This window comes from Ornithinimicrobium ciconiae, assembly GCF_007197575.1.
Taxonomy (GTDB): domain Bacteria; phylum Actinomycetota; class Actinomycetes; order Actinomycetales; family Dermatophilaceae; genus Ornithinicoccus; species Ornithinicoccus ciconiae.
The window spans coordinates 1,507,717-1,526,732 of sequence record NZ_CP041616.1 but is presented as its reverse complement, the minus strand read 5'-3'; the positions used below and the strand labels follow the sequence as shown (position 1 = coordinate 1,526,732).

Genomic DNA, 19,016 nt, shown 5'->3' with positions numbered 1-19,016 from the left:
CATGCAGTTCCTTCAGGACGCTCCCCAATTCCTGTTCTTCACCGGCAAGGGTGGTGTCGGGAAGACCTCGGTCGCCTGCGCCACGGCCGTCACGCTGGCCGGGCAGGGCAAACGGGTCCTGTTGGTCAGCACAGATCCGGCGTCAAACGTCGGCCAGGTCTTCGATGTCGTGATCGGCAACACCATCACGGCGATCGAAGGCGTTCCGGGACTGTCGGCGTTGGAGATCGATCCGGAACAGGCAGCCGAGGCCTATCGGGAACGGATCGTCGGCCCCGTGCGAGGACTCCTACCGGACAAGGAACTGGCCTCCATCACCGAGCAGCTCTCCGGGTCCTGCACCACCGAGGTCGCCTCCTTCAACGAGTTCACCGCCTTCCTCGCCGACCCGGCCGTCTACGGCGGCTACGACCATGTCCTGTTCGACACCGCACCCACCGGCCACACCGTCCGCCTGCTCCAGCTCCCCGGCTCCTGGACCGACTTCCTCCAGTCCGGCAAGGGTGACGCCTCCTGCCTGGGTCCGCTGGCCGGCCTGGACAAGCAACGCTCGACCTACGCCGCCGCAGTCGAAGCCCTCAAGGACCCGACCCGCACCCGTCTGGTCCTGGTCGCCCGCGCGCAGACATCCTCGTTGAAGGAGATCGAGCGGACCAACGACGAACTCGGCGAGATCGGCATCCACGCCACCCACGTGGTCATCAACGGCGTCCTGCCGCCCGAAGCCGGAGACGAGGCACTCGCCGCCGCCGTCCGAGCCCGCGAGACCGCGGCACTCACCGCGATGCCGGCCGGTGTCGCGACACTGACCCGAGACGTGATCGGCCTCCGGCCGACCAACATGGTCGGCCTGCCCGCGCTGAGGTCCCTGTTGAGCAACGACACGGTTGATGCGTCCGAGGACGCGGGCGCTGCAGCCCTGGAAGTCACGCTCCCGGGGCCGTTGGCAGCGCTGGTCGACGAGATCGAGAAGGGCGAGCACGGCCTGGTCCTGTGCATGGGCAAGGGCGGAGTCGGGAAGACCACCATCGCCGCAGCCATCGCCGTCGAACTCGCTCACCGAGGCCACCCCGTACACCTGACCACGACCGACCCCGCGGCCCACCTGGAGGAGACCCTGCACGGCTCCGTCACCGGTCTACGGGTTTCCCGCATCGACCCACTAGAGGCGACCAGGGAGTACCGCGACCGGGTCCTGGCTACCAAGGGCAAGAACCTCGACGAGGCCGGGCGCCGCAACCTCGCCGAAGACCTGCTCTCACCGTGCACCGAGGAAGTCGCGGTCTTCCAACAGTTCTCCAAAGCTGTGCACGAGTCACGGCGCGAGTTCGTAGTCATCGACACCGCACCCACCGGTCACACTCTGCTCCTGCTGGACGCGGCCGGGTCCTACCACCGCGACGTCGCACGGCAGATGGGAGATGCGATGGCTTACACCACCCCCCTGATGCGACTCCAGGACCCCACCCAGACCAAAGTCCTGCTCATCACCCTCGCCGAACCCACGCCGGTCACTGAGGCCGAGGTCCTCCAGCAAGATCTCGAACGCGCCGGAATTCATCCTTGGGCGTGGGTCATCAACAACTCGCTGCTCGCCGCACGACCAGAATCCCCGTTCTTGCAGGTTCGCGCACAGAACGAGGTCGACCAGGTCGCCCGCGTCGAGTCCCTGTCAGACCGGGTCGCGGTCGTTCCCCTGTTGTCGGATGAGCCGGTGGGCGTGGAACGGCTCGGATCGATCGTTACCGGACAGGTGGTCCCGGTGTAGCTCGCACCTGTGAACGTCGGGAACCGAGCCCCTTGAGGCTGCGTCCGTCGATGTCGCTGTGCTGGAGGGAGTCCTCAGATTGCCCCGAGGTTGAGGCGTCGGGCTTCGACGGCGGCGCGTTCGCCCGCGCGGGCGCGGGTGTAGCGGATGCGCCGCTCGCTGGAGGGCAAGGGCGCTGGACTCGTCGTAGTTCCGGTAGCCGTTGGCGCCCCGCTTGGGGCTGGGCAGGAGGCGCTTGCGCTCGTAGAAGCGAATGGTCTGGCCGTACAGCCCGGCCGCGTCAGCAAGCTCTCCGATCAGCACCTCTTCGTCCTTCCGTTTGACATTGCACCCCGGTACAACGTTTACGGTCGGTCTCATGGACATCACGCTGTTGTACTTCGACGACTGCCCGAACTGGGCGCTCATCGATCAACGCCTTGCCGCGATCGCCGCCGACCACGCGGACGTCGTCGTGAAGCGTCGCCGGGTCGAGACCCCGGAGGAGGCCGAACGGCTCGGTTTCCTCGGCTCGCCCAGCATCCTGGTCGACGGAGTCGATGCCTTCGCCGAACCGAACGCCGGGGTCGGGCTCTCGTGCCGGGTCTACCGCACCCGGGACGGCTTGGCCGGGGCGCCCACGCTGGAGCAGCTTCGGGTCGTTCTCGGCGTGGCGCAGAAGGACAACTAATGAGCCGCAGCTACGACCTGATCGTGATCGGCGCCGGCATGGCCGGGGTCGCGGCGGCCAACATGTGCGCGTCGCGGGGCTGGAGCGTCGGCATCGTCGACGCGCTGCCCTACGGGGGCACGTGCGCGTTACGCGGGTGCGACCCGAAGAAGATCCTGCGCCGCGGCGCCGAGATCATCGACAGCGCCCGGCTGATGCGCGGCAAGGGCATCACCAGCGACGGCCTGGCGATCAGCTGGGCGGACCTGATGAAACACAAGCACGGCTTCACCGACCCGGTCCCAGCACGTATGGAGGACACCCTCAGGGCCAACGGCGTCGACACCCTGCACGGTCCGGCCCGGTTCACCGGCAAGAACAACCTCGAGATCGAGGACGCCCACCACACGGCGAGACACTTCCTGATCGCCACCGGCGCCCGCCCGCGCACGCTGGGCTTCCCGGGCGACCAGCACCTGGTCGACAGCACCGACTTCCTGCAGCTGCCCGAGCTCCCGCAGCGGATCCTGTTCGTCGGCGGCGGCTTCGTCTCCTTCGAGTTCGCCCACATCGCGGCCCGGGCCGGTAGCGCCCCGACCATCATCGACCGCGGGCCCCGCCCCCTCAAGGCGTTCGACCCCGACCTCGTCCACCTCCTCATCGCCCGTGGCGCCGCCTCCGGGATCGAGCTGCTGCGCTCCACCACCATCACCTCGATCGAGAAGTCCGAGGCCGGCTACCAGGTCACCGTGGACCGATCCGGCCGCACCGAGACGATGGTGTTCGACCTGATCGTGCACGGCGCCGGCCGGACGCCCGAGCTGACCAGCTTGGACCTGGACTCGGCCGGCGTCGCGTGGGACGAGCACGGGGTGCACGTCGCGCCCCACCTGCAGAGCACCACCAACCCGGCCGTATACGCCGCCGGAGACTCAGCCGACACCCCGGGGATGCCGCTGACCCCGGTCGCCGTGATCGAGGGCAAGGTCGCCGCGTCCAACATGCTCAACGCCACCACGAAGGCACCCGACTACACAGGCGTCCCGACCGCGGTGTTCACGATCCCCGAACTCGCCCGGGTCGGGATGCTCGAACAAGAGGCCCGCGACCAGGGCATCGACCTCGAGGTCCGCCACCACGACACGAGCAGCTGGTACTCCAACTACCGCATCGGGGAGACGACCGCCGCGGCCAAGATCCTCATCGACCGCACTACCGACCGGATCGTCGGCGCGCACCTGCTCGGCCCCGACTACGCCGAACTGATCAACGTCCTCGGTCTCGCGATGAAACTCGATCTGACCACCCGTCAGCTCAAGTCCGTGACCGCCGCCTACCCCACGGTCGGATCAGACCTCGGCTCGATGCTCTGAACCCCACGGGCGGCCCTGTGTGCCGCCGACGCCGGTCGTGACATCCCCTGTCACCCGATGCCACGCGAGGCGTCAGAGCCGCAGCAGGGTGAGTTGGGCTCGATGGAAGTCGTAATGCTGGGTGCCGTAGTGGTAGACGTCCGCCACGGTCATCGAGTCGGCGAAGAAGGGGTCCCACCGGACCGGGACGTGCATCCGGCGTTGCAGGGAATCCTCGGTCTCGGCGTCCAAGCGGCGGTGGAGCTTGTCCACGGTGCTGTCGAGCAACCGGGTCAGGCGCGGACCGTGGAACACGAGCGTGCCGCCGCACCCGCCAAGATAATTGACCAGGTGGAAGGGACGCGTGGACGCGTTCAGGACCGCCGCGAACCGTCGACCGTACCCGTCGGGGAGCCGCCCGAACAAGCGAACAACGGGGAGTAACCGCCACACGATGAGGTAGCCGAACGCCATGTGCCACAGCATCTGCTCGTTGGTCCACCTGGTCCCGTCGGTGCACCGACGCAGATCGGATGCGGTGGCCTGCTCAACGAGACCGTGAAGGTCGAGGCGTGCACGCTCCAACTCCGCGTGAATTGGCTGACGGTCGAAAGCCGGCGACACCACCACAGTGTCCCACCTGGCAGCCGCGCTGCAAGCCAACGGCTGCTCATGCCCGGTTCCGCTCGTGTCGATGCAGCAGCGCTCACCCTCAAGGCTTCCGTCCGGCCCTGTGGACGCGCACACTGAGGCATATGAGCGCCGAGCCCGTCAACACCGCCATCGGTGAGCACGATGATGCGAGCGCCGAGTGCTGGTGCTGCGGCTCCACCGATGCCCCCGCCCGGATGGTTCAGCTCGGCGGCCACCCTGAGGTTCACCTCTGTCTGCAATGCGCGCACTTCGTGCACCAACGGGCGCGGGAGATCGAGGACGAGGGGAAGCGCGGGCCGGCCGTGCTCGTCCGGGATCAGTTCCGCAACCTGCGCGCTGAGATGATCCGCCGAGGGTGGCACCAGAACAGGGTCATCGGCGGAAAGCTGCGCTGGCTCGGCAAGTACCTCCCATAGGCTTGGCTTCCACATCGAAGTGCTAGTCGCACCCGGACTGTCCGACCGGGGACGCCGCCGCTGATCTGATCACGAACCGCCGCTCCAGACACCAGAGTGACAGACCACAGCCCACGATCCACGTGTTGCGTCCATCCGCCGCCTTTGACGTTGCCATAGAGAGACCGCACGATCGGCGACCCCTCCCGCCATGACCCCGGAATTGGCGCCGCCATGGTGCGGGGAAGGTTGGTTACTCCCCCGCACCACGACGGATCTCGTGGGCGGTCAGCCTGTCAGCTGCAACCGCTGGTGGAACCGCAGCCCTCGCACACGTAGCACGAGCCGGCGCGCTGCATCTTCGTGCCGCAGGTCATGCACATCGGGGCGTCGGCCGACTTGCCCTGGAACTTGTCCATCAGCTCGGCGGAGGAGTTGATGCCGCCCTCAACCGGGCGGGCCAGAGCCGCGCCGGTGGCGGCCTTCTCCTCGACCTCGGGCCGCTCCTTCTTGGTGGAGGTGGCCACGGACTGGCTGTAGGACTCCAGCTCGTCCTCCAGCGCCTCGTCGCCAGAGTCGTCCGAGCCCGAACCTGCCTGGTAGGACCCGGTCTCCAGCTCGCGGGACCGCTCCTCGGCGGAGTGGATGCCCATGTAGTCGCGGGTCTCGAAGTCCAGGTAGTCCAGCGCCAGGCGGCGGAAGACGTAGTCCATGATCGACTGTGCCATGCGCACGTCCGGGTCGTCGGTCAGGCCGGCCGGCTCGAAGCGCAGGTTGGTGAACTTCTCGACGAAGGTCTCCAGCGGCACGCCATACTGCAGCCCGATCGAGACGGCGATCGAGAAGGCGTCCATCACGCCGGCCAGGGTCGAGCCCTGCTTGCCGAACTTCAGGAAGATCTCGCCGAGGGTCTCGTCGTCATAGGTGCCGGCGGTCAGATAACCCTCCGCGCCACCGACCGAGAACGACGTGGTCTGGCTGGTGCGGCGCTTGGGCAGACGCTTGCGGACCGGGCGATATTCCACGACCTTCTCGACCTTGGCCTCGGCGGCGTCCTTGGCCTTGTCCTTGGCGGTGGAGCCACCGTCGGACAGCGGCTGACCGACCTTGCAATTGTCGCGGTAGACGGCCAGCGCCTTCAGGCCGAGCTTCCAGCCCTGCAGATAGACGTCACCGATCTCCTCGACCGTGGCGGTCTCCGGCAGGTTGACCGTCTTGGAGATCGCACCGGACAGGAACGGCTGCACGGCAGCCATCATCCGCACGTGGCCCATCGGCTTGATGGACCGCTCACCCATCGCGGTGTCAAAGATCTCGTAGTGCTCAGTCTTCAGGCCCGGGGCGTCGATGACGTGACCCTTGTCAGCGATGTGCTCGACGATCGCCTCGATGGTCTCCTCGGCATAGCCGAGCATCTTCAGCGCGCGCGGGATGGTCTGGTTGACGATCTGCATCGAGCCGCCGCCGACCAGCTTCTTGAACTTGACCAGCGAGAAGTCCGGCTCGATGCCGGTGGTGTCGCAGTCCATCATGAAGCCGATGGTGCCGGTCGGTGCCAGGACGGAGGCCTGGGCGTTGCGATAGCCCTGCTTCTCCCCCACCTTGACGACCGCGTCCCAGGCCTTGGTGGCGGCCTTGTGGATGTCGGAGTCCATCACGTGCAGGCTGCGGATCTCGTCGTTGGCCGCCTGGTGCTTGCGCATGACGCGCTTGTGCGCGTCGGCGTTGCGGGCATAGCCGTTGTAGGGACCGACCACACCAGCCAGCTCGGCCGAGCGCTTGTAGGCAGCGCCGGTCAGCAGCGAGGTCAGCGAGGCAGCCAGGGCGCGGCCACCCTCGGAGTCATAGCCGCGGCCGGTGGCCATCAGCAGCGCGCCAAGGTTGGCATAGCCGATGCCCAGCTGGCGATAGTTGCGGGTCGTCTCACCGATCGGCTCGGTCGGGAAGTCCGCGAAGCAGATCGAGATGTCCATCGCGGTGATGACCAGCTCGGCCACCGCCTGATATTTCTGCACGTCGAAGCTGTTGTCCTCGCGCAGGAACTTCAGCAGGTTCAGCGAGGCCAGGTTGCAGGACGAGTTGTCCAGCGACATGTATTCCGAGCACGGGTTGGACGCGGTGATCCGGCCGGTCTCGGGGTTGGTGTGCCAGTCGTTGATCGTGTCGTCATATTGAATGCCCGGGTCGGCGCACTCCCACGCGGCCTGAGCCATCTTGTTGAACAGGCCACGGGCGTCGACGGTCTCGATGACCGAGCCGTCCATGCGCGAGCGCAGGCCGAACTCATCGCCGTCCTCGACCGCGCGCATGAACTCGTCAGAGACGCGCACCGAGTTGTTGGCGTTCTGGTATTGCACCGACACGATGTCCGTGCCGCCCAGGTCCATGTCGAAGCCGGCGTCGCGCAGCGCGCGGATCTTGTGCTCCTCACGCGCCTTGGTCTCGATGAACTCCTCGATGTCCGGGTGGTCGACGTCGAGCACGACCATCTTGGCCGCGCGGCGGGTCGCCCCACCGGACTTGATGGTGCCCGCGGAGGCGTCGGCACCACGCATGAAGGAGACCGGGCCGGAGGCGGTGCCACCGGAGGAGAGCAGCTCCTTGGAGGAGCGGATGCGCGACAGGTTCAGGCCGGCACCGGAGCCGCCCTTGAAGATGAAGCCCTCCTCCTTGTACCAGTTGAGGATGCTGTCCATCGAGTCGTCCACGGCGAGGATGAAGCACGCCGAAACCTGCTGGGGGCTGGCGGTGCCGACGTTGAACCACACCGGGGAGTTGAAGCTGAAGATCTGGTGGATCAGCGCGTAGGTCAGCTCGTGCTCGAAGACCTCCGCGTCCTCGTCGGTCGCGAAGTAGCCGTGCTCCTTGCCCGCCTTGACATAGGTCAGCACGACCCGGTCGACGAGCTGCTTGAGGCCGGTCTCGCGGGCCTCGGTGCCCAGGGCGCCGCGGAAGTACTTGGTGGTGACGATGGTGGAGGCGTTCACCGACCAGAAGTCGGGGAACTCCACGCCGCGCTGCTCGAAGATGGTCTCGCCCGTCTTCCAGTTCTGCTGGACGACGTCACGCTTCTCCCAGGTCACCTCGTCGTAGGGGTGCACCCCGGGGGTGGTGTAGATGCGCTCGATCTTCAGGCCCTTGCCGGCCCGTCGGGAACGGGACCGTGCCGCGCTCGTCTCCGTCATAATCCTGACTCTCCTCTGGTGTGTGCTGACCCTGTTGTTTCAACGTCGTGCTCTGCTGTTCTAGTCCTGCTCCGGCGGTTCCCAACCACCGTCCCACCAACCACTGACAGTCCTTTCAAACCCCCGGTGACCTGCAGAAATACTGTTCCTACGGCGAACCCTGCGTCGCTTCTGCCTGCGCCTCGGAGTCACTCCCGGCCGCGTCCCGCTCGGTGCGCAACAAGGTGATCGCCCCCTCAAAGTCCTCCAGGGACTCAAACGCCTGATAGACGCTGGCGAAGCGCAGGTAGGCCACCTCGTCCAGGCACCGCAGCGGCGCCAGGATCGCCAGGCCCACCTCGTGGGCGTCGATCTCGGCCTGCCCCTGGGAGCGGATGGTCTCCTCGACCTGCTGCCCCAGGATCTGCAGCTCGTCCTCGGTCACCGGTCGGCCCTGGCAGGCCTTGCGCACGCCGGTCAGCACCTTCTCCCGGCTGAACGGCTCGTTCGCCCCGGAGCGCTTGATCACCGAGAGGGTGGCCGACTCGACCGTGCCGAACCGGCGCCCGCACTCGGGGCACTGGCGGCGGCGACGGATGACCGTCCCGTCCTCCTGGACGCGGCTGTCGACCACCCGCGAGTCCGTGTGACGGCAAAATGGGCAGTGCATCTCGAACCTCCTCGGGTGTTCGGGCTGGTGCGTCGTCGGTGGTGTTGCTGCTGGTCTCCCTGTGGGTTTCCATGGGGACGACCTGTGGATGACGTGTGGGTCACGCCGATCCGCTGTGCACAACATGTGGACGAACCACACTGCTGTAACTACTAGATGTAGGGATACTAGGCACGATGGGCACTAGATGCAATGCCCCCGGCCTGTCGGATTTTGTGACGGGTGTGACGTCGCAGGTCAGGGCGTTATGGGCGGGCGTGGCGCGTCCGGCGTGTCGCGGAACGGGCGCGCGTGTCGTGCGGACCGACCGCCTCTCAGACGCCCTCTCCGCACTGAGAGGATCACTGCATGCGACGTCACGGGGCCATGGTTGCCGCCCTCCTTCTCCTTACTGCCTGCTCATCAGACATGTCAGACTCCCCCGACGTCCACGACGTCACAGCGTCCTCTGCCGCCGTCACTCCCGATGAGGCTCCAACAACCAGTTCCCCGGCAGATGACGCATCACGGATTACAAGCCCGGCTCCGTCGGTGACCACCAGCGCCGAGCCGACAACCGATGACGATCCGGAGGAGAGCACCACACCTCCCCCAACTCAGACTGAGGCTGCGCCGTCTCCTGCCCCGGACCCGTGCTCGGCCTACGACATGGGCATCGACCTCGGCTATGGCGGGGCCGTTGAGATCTTTGAGTGCGAGGCAGGTTGGGCCTACGCCACGTCCATCGGAGGCACCGGCGACACTGAGTTCATCGCCCAGCGCGTGGATGGCGTCTGGGTCAGGGTGATGGGCATGGGATCGACCACCTGTCAGGACGAACTCCTGGACATGGGCGCGCCACCGTCCGTCGTGGTGGACGTGCTCCCGTGTGACGTGATGTATCCGCCCGACCAGCCACCACCGGCGGACAACCCACCGTCGTCGGATTGCACGGTCGAGACAGAGATCTTCGGCACGACATACGCAGACCTTGCTGCGGTCAGCTGCGAGGACGCGCGTGCCGTGTGGGCCGCCGCCGCGACAGGCCACCCTGGTTCCTGGGACGAACTCGTGCCGGCACCCGGAGGCTGGGAGTGCACAGTCGTGCCGTACGAGCCCTATCCGCCCATTGCTGGTGCCTGCTCTGGCCCAGGAGACGGCGAACAGTTTTTCGTGCTCAACCCCTGACGCCGCAGGCCTGAATAGCCGAGGGACAGACCGGGATCCACCTCTTGCGGGAACCTGGTTGGCAAGCAAAGATGACGAGGGACAACGATGTCCGTCCCCCGTGTTGGAGGCCCCAGTGACCAAGATCTCCGTGACCGTTGATGGCGTGAACTATCAGGACGAGGTCGAGCCCCGCACGCTCCTCGTCCATTATCTGAGAGAGCAGCTCGGCAAGACCGGCACGGTGGTGGGGTGTGACACCAGCAACTGCGGTGCCTGCACGGTCCACCTCGACGGGCGCAGCGTGAAGTCCTGCAACATGCTGGCCGTCCAGGCCGACGGGCACGAGGTGACCACGATCGAGGGACTGGCCGACGGAGACACCCTCTCCCCCGTCCAAGAGGCCTTCCGCGACTGCCACGCGCTGCAGTGCGGCTACTGCACCCCGGGGATGATCATGCAGGCCACCGACCTGCTCAAGGAGAACCCCTCCCCCGACGAGGCCTATGTGCGACAGCATATGGAGGGCAACCTGTGCCGGTGCACCGGCTATCACAACATCGTCAAGGCCGTCCTGCAGGCGGCCGACGCGAGCCCGAGCGGTGAGCAGGCATGACCATCACCGAGGAGCCCCAGACCGGCAACCGTGAGGTCGGCAAGGACCGGCGCCGCAAGGAGGACCAGCGTCTGATCACCGGCCGCACCAAGTGGACCGACAACCTGCAGATGACCGGGATGCTGCACCTGTCGATGGTCCGCAGCCCCTTCGCCCACGCCACGATCACCAACATCGACACCAGCGAGGCCAAGGCCGCGCCGGGCGTCATCGCCGTGCTGACCGGTGCGGACGTCAAGGACCTGCAGGGCTCGCTGCCCAACGCCTGGCCCGTGACCCCCGAGCAGAAGGCCCCACCGCACCCAGCGATCGCCGTGGACCGGGTCGCCTTCTCCGGCGAGATCGTCGCCTGTGTGATCGCCCGTTCCGCGGCTGCGGCCCGGGACGCCGCCGAGCTGGTCGACGTCGACTATGACGAGTTGCCCGCCGTGATCGACCTCAAGGCCGCAGCCGCCGACGAGGTCCTGGCCCACCCCGAGCTCGGCACCAACGAGTCAGCCCTGTGGATCTTTGACTCTGCCGAGGCCGGCACCGGCGAGGACGTCGAGGCCGCGATCCGCGACGCCGAGGTGCTCATCGAGCGGGAGTTCCGCCAGCAGCGTCTGATCCCCTCCTTCATGGAGCCGCGCAGCGTGGTCGTCGACCCCACGGGTGAGCAGTTCGTGATGTGGTCCTCGACCCAGGTGCCCCACATCCTGCGGCTGATGCTCGCCCTGACCCTGGGCGTGCCCGAGTCCAAGGTGCGGGTCATCGCCCCGGACGTGGGCGGTGGGTTCGGCGGCAAGCTGCAGGTCACCCCGGAGGAGGTGATCACCTTCCTGGCGGCCCGGCATACCGGCAAGCCGTGCAAGTGGAACGAGACCCGCTCCGAGTCCCTGCTGTCCGCGCACCACGGGCGCGACCAGTGGCAGAAGTTGACCCTGGCGGCCAAGAAGGACGGCACCGTCACCGGACTCAAGGTGCACCTGACCGCCAACATGGGTGCCTATCTGGGCCTGGTGACCTCGGGCGTGCCGGTGCTGGGCGCCTTCATGTTCAACGCGATCTACAAGTTCCCGTCCTATCGCTTCGAGTGTCAGAACGTCTTCACCAACCTGACCTGGACCGACGCCTACCGCGGCGCCGGGCGGCCGGAGGCGACCTTCGCGATCGAGCGGATGATGGACGAGCTCGCCATCGAGCTGGGACGTGACCCCCTCGAGGTGCGCGAGCAGAACTGGATCAAGCACGAGGAGTTCCCGTTCACCACCGTCGCCGGGCTGGAGTACGACACCGGCAACTATGAGGCCGCCACCGCCCGGGCCAAGGAGCTCTTCGGGTATGACGAGCTGCGGGCTGAGCAGGCCGCTCGCCGCGAGAGCGGCGACCGGATCCAGCTGGGCATCGGAGTGTCCACCTTCACCGAGATGTGCGGACTGGCGCCCAGCCGGGTGCTGGGCTCGCTGGCCTATGGCGCCGGCGGCTGGGAGCACGCGTCCGTGCGGATGCTGCCCTCGGGCAAGGTCGAGGTCATCACCGGGTCCTCCGCGCACGGCCAGGGCCACGAGACGGCCTGGAGCCAGATCGTGGCCGACGAGTTGGGCGTGCCCTTTGAGGACATCGAGGTGCTGCACGGCGACACCCAGATCTCCCACAAGGGCCTGGACACCTATGGCTCACGCTCCCTCGTCGTCGGCGGCCAGGCGGTCATCAAGGCGGCGCGCAAGGTCGTGGAGAAGGCGAAGCCACTGGCGGCGGACGCCCTCGAGGCCAACGTGGACGACCTGGAGTTCTCCGGCGGACGATTCACCGTCAAGGGCGCCGGCGAGGGACAGGAGGGCGTGGCGATCACCGACCTGGCCCTGCGCGTCTTCGCCGCCCACGACCTGCCCGACGGGGTCGAGCCGGGACTGGACGCGGACGCCACCTACGACCCGGTCAACTTCTCCTATCCGCACGGCACCCACCTGTGCGCCATGGAGATCGACACCGAGACCGGCGAGTCCACGATGCGCTCCTATGTCTGCGTCGACGACGTCGGCACCGTGGTCAACCCACTGATCGTCGACGGGCAGATCCACGGCGGTCTGGTCCAGGGCATCGCGCAGGCACTGTGGGAGGAGGCGGTGTATGACGATCAGGGCACCCTGATCACCGGCTCCTTCGTCGACTACACCCTGCCCACCTCGGCCGACACGATCAGCTTTGTCACCGACCGCACGGTCACCCCGTCGACGACCAACGACCTGGGCGCCAAGGGTGTCGGCGAGGCCGGCACGATCGCCTCCACCCCGGCCGTCGTCAACGCCGTCCTCGACGCGCTGCGACAGTACGGCGTCACGGACATCCTCATGCCGTGCACCCCCGAGCGGGTCTGGAACGCCATCCAGAGCGGCAAGGGAGACCAGCCAACCGTCGAGTCGGCCGCACCTCACTTCGAGGAGTCGGCGCCCAACCAAGACACCCCTGAGACGGAAGGCGGCACGCTGTGATCCCCGCGCCCTTTGACTATGCGGCACCGGCCACCGTCGAGGAGGCCCTGGCCCTGCTGGCCGAGCACGGCGATGAGGCCAAGGTGATGGCCGGAGGGCAGTCCCTCCTGCCGGTCCTGCGGATGCGCCTCAACGCCCCCGAGCTGGTCGTCGACATCTCCGGCATCGAGTCCCTCAAGGGGATCACCGACACCGGTGACGGCATCCGCATCGGTGCGGGTGCGACATACCAGGAGGTCCTGGACTCCGACCTGGTGCGCGAGCACCTGGGGTTGTTGCACAAGGCCGTCTCGGAGGTCGCCGACCCGCAGATCCGCCACCGCGGCACGGTCTGCGGGGCCCTGGCCCACGCCGACCCAGCCGGTGACGTCGGCGCGCCGGTGCTGGCCCTGGACGCCACCATGGAGGTCCAGGCACTCGGTGTCGTCGGTCCCCGTCAGGTGGCTGGGGCCGACTTCTTCGTCGACCTGTTTGAGACCGCCGTCGGCGAGGGCGAGCTGCTCACCGCGGTGACGATCCCCAAGCACACCGGGTGGGGCAGCCGCTATGAGAAGTTCGTCCGGGTCTCCCACCAGTGGGCGATCATCGGCATCGCGGCCGCGGTGCGGTCCGAGGGCGGCGTCATCGCCGAGGCCAAGGTCGGCATGACCAACATGGGCTCCAAGCCGCTGCGTGCCACAGCCGTCGAGGCGGCCCTGGCGGGGCAGCCGGCCACCGAGGAGGCCATCGCCGAGATCTGCGCCCGGGCCGGCGAGGGCACCGAGCCACCGTCGGACCTCAACGGCAAGGCGGACTATCGGCGGCACCTGGCGGGCGTCCTCACCCGGCGCGCGGTGCTGGCTGCGGCGGGAGGCTGAGCCGATGGGCATGGAGCTCAAGCACACCTTCACCGTCCCGGCCTCGCCCGAGAGCACCTGGGCGCTGCTGACCGACCTCAAACAGGTCGGGGGCTGCTTCCCGGGCGCGACGGTCACCGAGACTGACGGCGACACCTTCTCCGGGACGGTCAAGGTCAAGCTCGGGCCGATCCAGATGCAGTATGCCGGGACCGGCTCCTTCCTCGAACGTGACGACGCGGCACACCGGGCCGTCATCGAGGGCAAGGGCAAGGACAAGCGCGGCAATGGCACCGCCAGCGCCACCGCGACGATGACCCTGACCCCCGACGGGGACGGCACCAAGGTGGAGGTCCTCACCGACCTGACGGTCACCGGCAAGCCGGCACAGTTTGGCCGCGGCGTCATGCAAGACGTCTCGGACAAGTTGCTGGGCCAGTTCGTCGGGTGCCTGGAGTCCACGCTCGGGGCTGACGAGGAGCCGACTGCTGAGGCAGAAGCGGCTGAGGCAGCGGTGTCTGCGGCTGCGGCTACGGCTGCGGCGGTGTCTGCGTCGCCGGCTGCATCGGAGCCAGAGTCCGCATCGGAGCCAGCGTCTGCGTCGGAGCCCGTGATCGAACCCGCTGTCGGGTCAACGCCGCAGCCCGCGGCCGACCCGGCTCCGGGTCCGTCCGGCTCCGAGACCCCTCCCCTGGCCGAGCCACGGCGATCGGGCTCCGGGACACCGTCGGTGGGCGGCACACCGTCGTCCGTGGACGACGCGATCGACCTCGGCGAGCTGGTCGGGCCGGTGCTGCGCGAGCGTTACGGCATGGCGCTGGCCGTCGGGGTCGTCGGGCTGGTCCTGGGCATCGTGATCGGACGTGCGCTGGGCAGACACTGACGTCGCGCTGATGACGCTGGCCATGCCCGCGTGGTCCCACAAGCCACTGTGGCCACACGTCAGCGTCCACCTGCATGGATCCTTCACACGAGAAGGCGCGATCGTGTGAAGGATTCATGCACGTGCGCCATCGGCCGGGGTCGTCGGGCTGGTCGTCGGGGTCGTCGGGCTGGCCGCCGGGGTCGTCGGGCTGGTCGTCGGGCTGGTCGTCGGGCTGGTCCTGGGCATCGTGATCGGACGTGCCCTGGGCGGACACTGACGTCGCGCTGATGACGCTGGTCATGCCCGCGGTGGTCCCACAAGCCACTGTGGCCACACGTCAGCGTCCACCTGAACGCATCCTTCACACGAAAAGGCGCGATCGTGTGAAGGATTCATGCACCTGAACGCATCCTTCACACGAGAAGGCGCGATCGTGTGAAGGATTCATGCACGTGCGCCGCCGGGCGACAGCAGACAGGACACTGCCCGACAAGCTGAAGGGCTGCCGGAGCTGGTCATCCGTGCCGGTGGATCGCACCCTCGGTCTCGCTCAGCGGATCGCCCAACCCGCCCCAGCGCAGCGCGATGATCTCGGCAGCAACGCTCACCGCCGTCTCCTCTGGGGTGCGGGCACCCAGGTCGAGACCGATCGGGCTGCGCAGCCGGGACAGCTGCTCGCCGGTCAGGCCGGACTCGCGGAGGCGGGCCAACCTGTCGTCGTGCGTGCGACGCGATCCCATCGCCCCGACATAGGCTAGTTCGGGTGCGTCGTCGCCCAGCAGCACCTCGAGCAGTGGCACGTCGAACTTCGGGTCGTGGGTCAGCACACAGGCGACCGTGCGCGGATCGAGGGCGCCCTGCGCGACCTGCTCCTCGACATACTTGTGGGGCCACTTGACGATGACCTCGTCCGCGTCGGGGAACCGGCTGTGGGTGGCAAAGACCGGCCGCGCGTCACAGACCGTGACCCGATAGCCGAGGAAGGACCCGACGCGCGCCACCGCCGCGGCGAAGTCGATCGCGCCGAAGACGAGCATCCTGGGCCGCGGGGCGTAGGAGGCGATGAAGACGCGCATGCCCTCACCGCGGCGTTGCCCCTCGGGGCCGTACTCCAGTGTCGCGGTGCGGCCCTGGGCCAGCATGCCGCGCGCGTCGTCGACGACAGTGTCGTCCAACCGGTCCGTGCCCAGCGAGCCCGCGGTCGGCTCACCCTCGGGGCGCACCACGAGGTGCCGCCCGACCTCGGTCGGGTCGGGGTGCGCCGTGACCGTGGCGACAGCGACCGGACGTCCCGCCTCTATGTCTGCGACCACCTCCCCCAGCTCGGGGAAGTCCTCCGGAGAGATGCGCTCGACGAAGACATCCAGGATGCCGCCGCACGTCAGACCGACGCCCATCGCCTCGTCGTCGGAGATCCCATAACGTTGCAGGACAGGCGATCCCGAGGCGATCACCTCCTCCCCCAGCTGATAGACGGCACCCTCGACGCAGCCCCCGGAGACCGAGCCGACGGCCTCACCGCCGGGGCCGACGAGCATCGAGGCACCCGGCTGGCGCGGTGCGGACTTCCAGGTCCCGACCACGGTGCCGAGCGCGACGCTCTCACCGGCCTGCCACCAGGCCACCAACTCCTCCAGCACATCACGCACCCGAGACCACCTCCAGGACTTCCTCAAAAGCCGCGAGCGAGTGCCCCGCGACGAACTCATCGACGTGCGGCAGGGCCGCCACGATCCCCGCCTGCACCGGCAGATATCCGGCCTTGCCCCGGTGCGGGTTGACCCACACGACCCGGTGCGCCAGCGACCTCAGCTGACGCATCGCCTCCCCCAGCTGCTCGGGCCCCTCCCGCTCCCACCCGTCGCTGAAGACCACCACCACCGCGCCGCGCGCCATGCCGCGTCGACCCCACCTGCGCAGGAAGACGCTCAGGGACTCACCCAGCCGGGTGCCCCCGGACCAGTCGGGCACCGTCTCCCCCGCCGCCACGAGGGCCCGGTCCGCGTCCCGCTCGCGCAGGGCACGGGTGACGTGGGTGAGCCGGGTGCCGAGGGTGAAGACCTCAGTGGTGCGCGGGGCGGCCTGCACCATCCGGTGCGCCAGGCGCAGCAGGTTGTCGGCATAGGAGCTCATCGAGCCGGACACGTCCACCAGCAGCACGACGCGGCGCGGTCGCACCATCCGGCGGCGCCGGGCGATCTGGCCGGGCTCACCGAGCGCACGCAGGTGGGCGCGCACGGTGGCCCGCCCGTCGATGCTGCCCCGGTGACTGGGCGTATGCCGACGGGTCGGCCTCGTCGGCGGCCGCACCGTGAGCGTGGCGAACAGCCGGCGCAGGGTGGCTTGGTCCTGTGGTGAGAGTCCGGCGACGTCGCGGTGGCGCAACACCTCGGTGGCCGATGCGGCGACCTTGACGATCTCCTCCTCGTCCTCGTCAGCGCCGTCACCGCCGCCCTGACCCGGGTCCTCGAGAGAGGCCTGCAGGACGGTTGGCTGCGGGCGGTCCGGGCTGGCGACGCCGTGCATCGCCCGTCCGCCGAACCAGCTGGTGAAGACCTGGTCATAGGGCTCGATGTCGGCCAGGGAGGCGGTCAGCGTCGCCCGCCCGGCCCAGTAGACCGGGTCGCGCTCGGCCAGCCCGACGGCAGCGCACGCCTGCAGGAAGGTGCGCTCCCGATCGGCGGTGACGGGCAGGCCCGCGGCACGGCAGGCCCGCGCGAATCCGCCGAGGGTCTGCACCGCGCTCCACCCGGCGGCCTCAGTGCTCGTGTCCGGCGCGTTCGTGCCTGCTGCACCCGCGGTCATGTCGGTTACCTCGTGAGCATCCGGTCGAGGGCGACGCGGATGCGCTCGGTGTCCTCGCGGTACTTCACAGCCGCCCCCATCGTCGCGGCTGCCACCTCGGGGTCGAGCCGGCTGACACCGAGAGCGACCACGGCCCGCGTCCAGTCCAGGGTCTCGGCCACGCCCGGCGGCTTGACGAGATCCTCCTCCGAGCGCAGCCGCTGGACCAGGCGGACCACCTCAGCGGCGAGCGACTCCTCGACCTCGGGCAGGCGCGCCCGGACGATCGCCAGCTCGCGCTCCATCCCCGGGTGCTCGATCCAGTGATAGAGGCAACGGCGCTTGAGCGCGTCGTGCAGCTCGCGGGTGCGGTTGGAGGTGAGCACCACCAGCGGCGGCGTCTGGGCCCGGACCGTCCCGAGCTCGGGGATCGTCACCGACCAGGTCGAGAGCACCTCCAGCAGGAAGGCCTCAAACTCGTCGTCGGCCCGGTCGATCTCGTCGACCAGCAGCACGCAGGGTGCCTCGCGCAGCGCCCGCAGGACCGGGCGCGCCAGCAGGAACCGCTCGTCAAAAAGGTTTGCCTCGAGCTCGGCCACCCGCTCCGGTGCGGCAGCGCCTCCCCCGGCCTCGTCCGTGCCGACGCCGGCACGGCCGGAGCTGCCCTGCTCGGTCAGTGCCTGCACGGCTCGCAGGTGCAGGATCTGCCGCGGGAAGTCCCAGTCATAGAGCGCCTGGGACGCCTCGATCCCTTCATAGCACTGCAGGCGGATCAGCGGCACTGCCAGCAACTCGGCGAGGGCCTCGGCCAGCGCCGTCTTGCCTGTGCCGGGCTCGCCCTCCAGAAGCAGCGGTCGATCGAGGTGCTGGGCCAGCCAGGTGACGGTCGTCAGCCCCGCGTCGGCGAGATATCCCGTCCCCGCCAGGGCGTCGGAGAGTGCCTGTGGGCTCGCGAAGACGTCCTCGTCTGACATAGCGACACGCTAGCCCCGACAGGTGGGTTCGTCGACATCGGCCCCGCCGGCCAGGTCGCCGCACTCGACCAACAGCGGCGGGACCGTCCGCAGATAACCGCGGGCTCCGGCGTCGCCGTCGGCACGGCCCAGCACTCCCTCCCAGTGGTCACGCCCGATCAGCACCGGGTGGCCCGGACGACCGTCGTATGCCGCGCGCGCCAGGGCCGCGGTCCCCGCACCGGCGCTGGCAAGCACCCGGGCAACCACCTGGGCGCCGACGTCGGGCAGGTCGACGAGGTGCAGCAGTGCCTGCTGCGGGATGGTCCGACCACGGGTGGCCAGTGCGGTGAGGCCGGCCCGCAACGACTCCCCCATCCCCTGCTCCCAGGTGCCGCACCGGGTCGTCGTCACGGTGTCTAACTCAGTGAGGTCATCGTCCGCGGCGAGGAGCGCCTCGACGTGCTCGGCCTCGGCACCGGTGACGACCAGCACGTCGGCGCAGCCCCCGTCGAGCAGGGCTCGCGCGGCGCTGACCACCCAGGCGCCGTCGGCGTCCACCACGGTGCCCTTGGGCTGGCCGTAGCGGCGTCCGGCGCCGGCGGCCAGGAGCAGGCCGGTCGTGCGGGTGCGGGTCGGATGGGAGGTCACAGGCTCTAGTGTGCCCACCGCTCCACCGGCCATGATGGAGGG

The 19,016-nt window shown here is 68.6% G+C and carries 17 protein-coding genes; 9 read left to right on the top strand and 8 right to left on the bottom strand.

The window, feature by feature from the left end; translation table 11 throughout:
• The first annotated feature begins 1 nt into the window (after nt 1).
• A complete protein-coding gene (gene arsA / locus FNH13_RS07050) occupies nt 2–1,768 on the top strand; it encodes an arsenical pump-driving ATPase (RefSeq protein ID WP_143782809.1) in 1,767 nt (588 codons plus the stop codon).
• On the opposite strand, the gene FNH13_RS07045 is transcribed toward arsA, so the two are convergent.
• Nucleotides 1,673–2,128, bottom strand: coding sequence for a MerR family DNA-binding transcriptional regulator (locus FNH13_RS07045; protein WP_228266634.1), 456 nt, complete (start codon nt 2,126–2,128; stop codon nt 1,673–1,675). The two genes, arsA and FNH13_RS07045, sit on opposite strands and share 96 nt — an antisense overlap.
• Here FNH13_RS07045 and FNH13_RS07040 point away from each other — a divergent pair.
• Both FNH13_RS07040 and FNH13_RS07035 read left to right on the top strand, forming a co-directional pair.
• Nucleotides 2,127–2,438 carry a thioredoxin family protein gene (locus FNH13_RS07040; RefSeq protein ID WP_143782808.1) on the top strand — a complete coding sequence of 104 codons (312 nt, stop codon included), beginning with the start codon at nt 2,127–2,129 and terminating at the stop codon, nt 2,436–2,438. The two genes, FNH13_RS07045 and FNH13_RS07040, sit on opposite strands and share 2 nt — an antisense overlap.
• Nucleotides 2,438–3,790, top strand: a complete 1,353-nt coding sequence (locus FNH13_RS07035; protein ID WP_143782807.1) for a dihydrolipoyl dehydrogenase family protein — start codon at nt 2,438–2,440, stop codon at nt 3,788–3,790. Before FNH13_RS07040 ends, FNH13_RS07035 begins: the two co-directional genes overlap by 1 nt.
• Before the next feature lie 72 nt (nt 3,791–3,862).
• Here FNH13_RS07035 and FNH13_RS07030 read toward each other — a convergent pair whose 3' ends face one another.
• The gene (locus FNH13_RS07030; RefSeq protein ID WP_202878883.1) at nt 3,863–4,393 is read right to left on the bottom strand and encodes a DinB family protein; all 531 of its coding nucleotides are present in this window, start codon (nt 4,391–4,393) and stop codon (nt 3,863–3,865) included.
• A 131-nt stretch (nt 4,394–4,524) separates the two neighbouring features.
• On the opposite strand from FNH13_RS07030, the gene FNH13_RS07025 reads away from it, so the two are divergent.
• Nucleotides 4,525–4,839, top strand: a complete 315-nt coding sequence (locus FNH13_RS07025; RefSeq protein WP_143782806.1) for a hypothetical protein — start codon at nt 4,525–4,527, stop codon at nt 4,837–4,839.
• Nucleotides 4,840–5,114: 275 nt separating this feature from the next.
• Here FNH13_RS07025 and FNH13_RS07020 read toward each other — a convergent pair whose 3' ends face one another.
• Entirely contained in the window at nt 5,115–8,003 is a 2,889-nt protein-coding gene (locus FNH13_RS07020; RefSeq protein ID WP_143782805.1) for a vitamin B12-dependent ribonucleotide reductase, read from the bottom strand.
• Between the two features lie 148 nt (nt 8,004–8,151).
• Nucleotides 8,152–8,652 (bottom strand): transcriptional regulator NrdR, encoded by a 501-nt coding sequence (gene nrdR / locus FNH13_RS07015; protein ID WP_143782804.1) that lies wholly within the window; start codon nt 8,650–8,652, stop codon nt 8,152–8,154.
• A gap of 531 nt (nt 8,653–9,183) precedes the next feature.
• On the opposite strand from nrdR, the gene FNH13_RS07010 reads away from it, so the two are divergent.
• The 5 genes from FNH13_RS07010 to FNH13_RS06990 all read left to right on the top strand — a co-directional run bounded on the left by FNH13_RS07010 (nt 9,184) and on the right by FNH13_RS06990 (nt 14,604).
• The gene (locus tag FNH13_RS07010) at nt 9,184–9,819 is read left to right on the top strand and encodes a hypothetical protein (RefSeq protein WP_143782803.1); all 636 of its coding nucleotides are present in this window, start codon (nt 9,184–9,186) and stop codon (nt 9,817–9,819) included.
• A gap of 115 nt (nt 9,820–9,934) precedes the next feature.
• The gene (locus FNH13_RS07005) at nt 9,935–10,414 is read left to right on the top strand and encodes a (2Fe-2S)-binding protein (RefSeq protein ID WP_143782802.1); all 480 of its coding nucleotides are present in this window, start codon (nt 9,935–9,937) and stop codon (nt 10,412–10,414) included.
• Complete coding sequence (locus tag FNH13_RS07000; RefSeq protein ID WP_143782801.1) at nt 10,411–12,885, top strand: xanthine dehydrogenase family protein molybdopterin-binding subunit; 2,475 nt, start codon at nt 10,411–10,413, stop codon at nt 12,883–12,885. Before FNH13_RS07005 ends, FNH13_RS07000 begins: the two co-directional genes overlap by 4 nt.
• A complete protein-coding gene (locus FNH13_RS06995) occupies nt 12,882–13,742 on the top strand; it encodes an FAD binding domain-containing protein (protein ID WP_143782800.1) in 861 nt (286 codons plus the stop codon). Before FNH13_RS07000 ends, FNH13_RS06995 begins: the two co-directional genes overlap by 4 nt.
• Nucleotides 13,743–13,746: 4 nt before the next feature.
• Entirely contained in the window at nt 13,747–14,604 is an 858-nt protein-coding gene (locus FNH13_RS06990) for an SRPBCC family protein (RefSeq protein ID WP_228266633.1), read from the top strand.
• A 497-nt stretch (nt 14,605–15,101) separates the two neighbouring features.
• On the opposite strand, the gene FNH13_RS06985 is transcribed toward FNH13_RS06990, so the two are convergent.
• From FNH13_RS06985 to FNH13_RS06970, 4 genes are read right to left on the bottom strand one after another with little or no spacing between them, the layout of a single operon-like run.
• Nucleotides 15,102–16,235 (bottom strand): XdhC family protein, encoded by a 1,134-nt coding sequence (locus FNH13_RS06985; RefSeq protein WP_143782799.1) that lies wholly within the window; start codon nt 16,233–16,235, stop codon nt 15,102–15,104.
• Nucleotides 16,228–17,391: a vWA domain-containing protein gene (locus FNH13_RS06980; RefSeq protein ID WP_143782798.1), complete on the bottom strand. Its 1,164-nt coding sequence runs from the start codon at nt 17,389–17,391 to the stop codon at nt 16,228–16,230. The genes FNH13_RS06985 and FNH13_RS06980 overlap by 8 nt, the downstream gene beginning before the upstream one ends.
• Nucleotides 17,392–17,396: 5 nt before the next feature.
• Complete coding sequence (locus tag FNH13_RS06975; RefSeq protein WP_143782797.1) at nt 17,397–18,344, bottom strand: AAA family ATPase; 948 nt, start codon at nt 18,342–18,344, stop codon at nt 17,397–17,399.
• Nucleotides 18,345–18,353: 9 nt separating this feature from the next.
• Nucleotides 18,354–18,974: a nucleotidyltransferase family protein gene (locus FNH13_RS06970; protein ID WP_228266632.1), complete on the bottom strand. Its 621-nt coding sequence runs from the start codon at nt 18,972–18,974 to the stop codon at nt 18,354–18,356.
• Between the last annotated feature and the right edge of the window lie 42 nt (nt 18,975–19,016).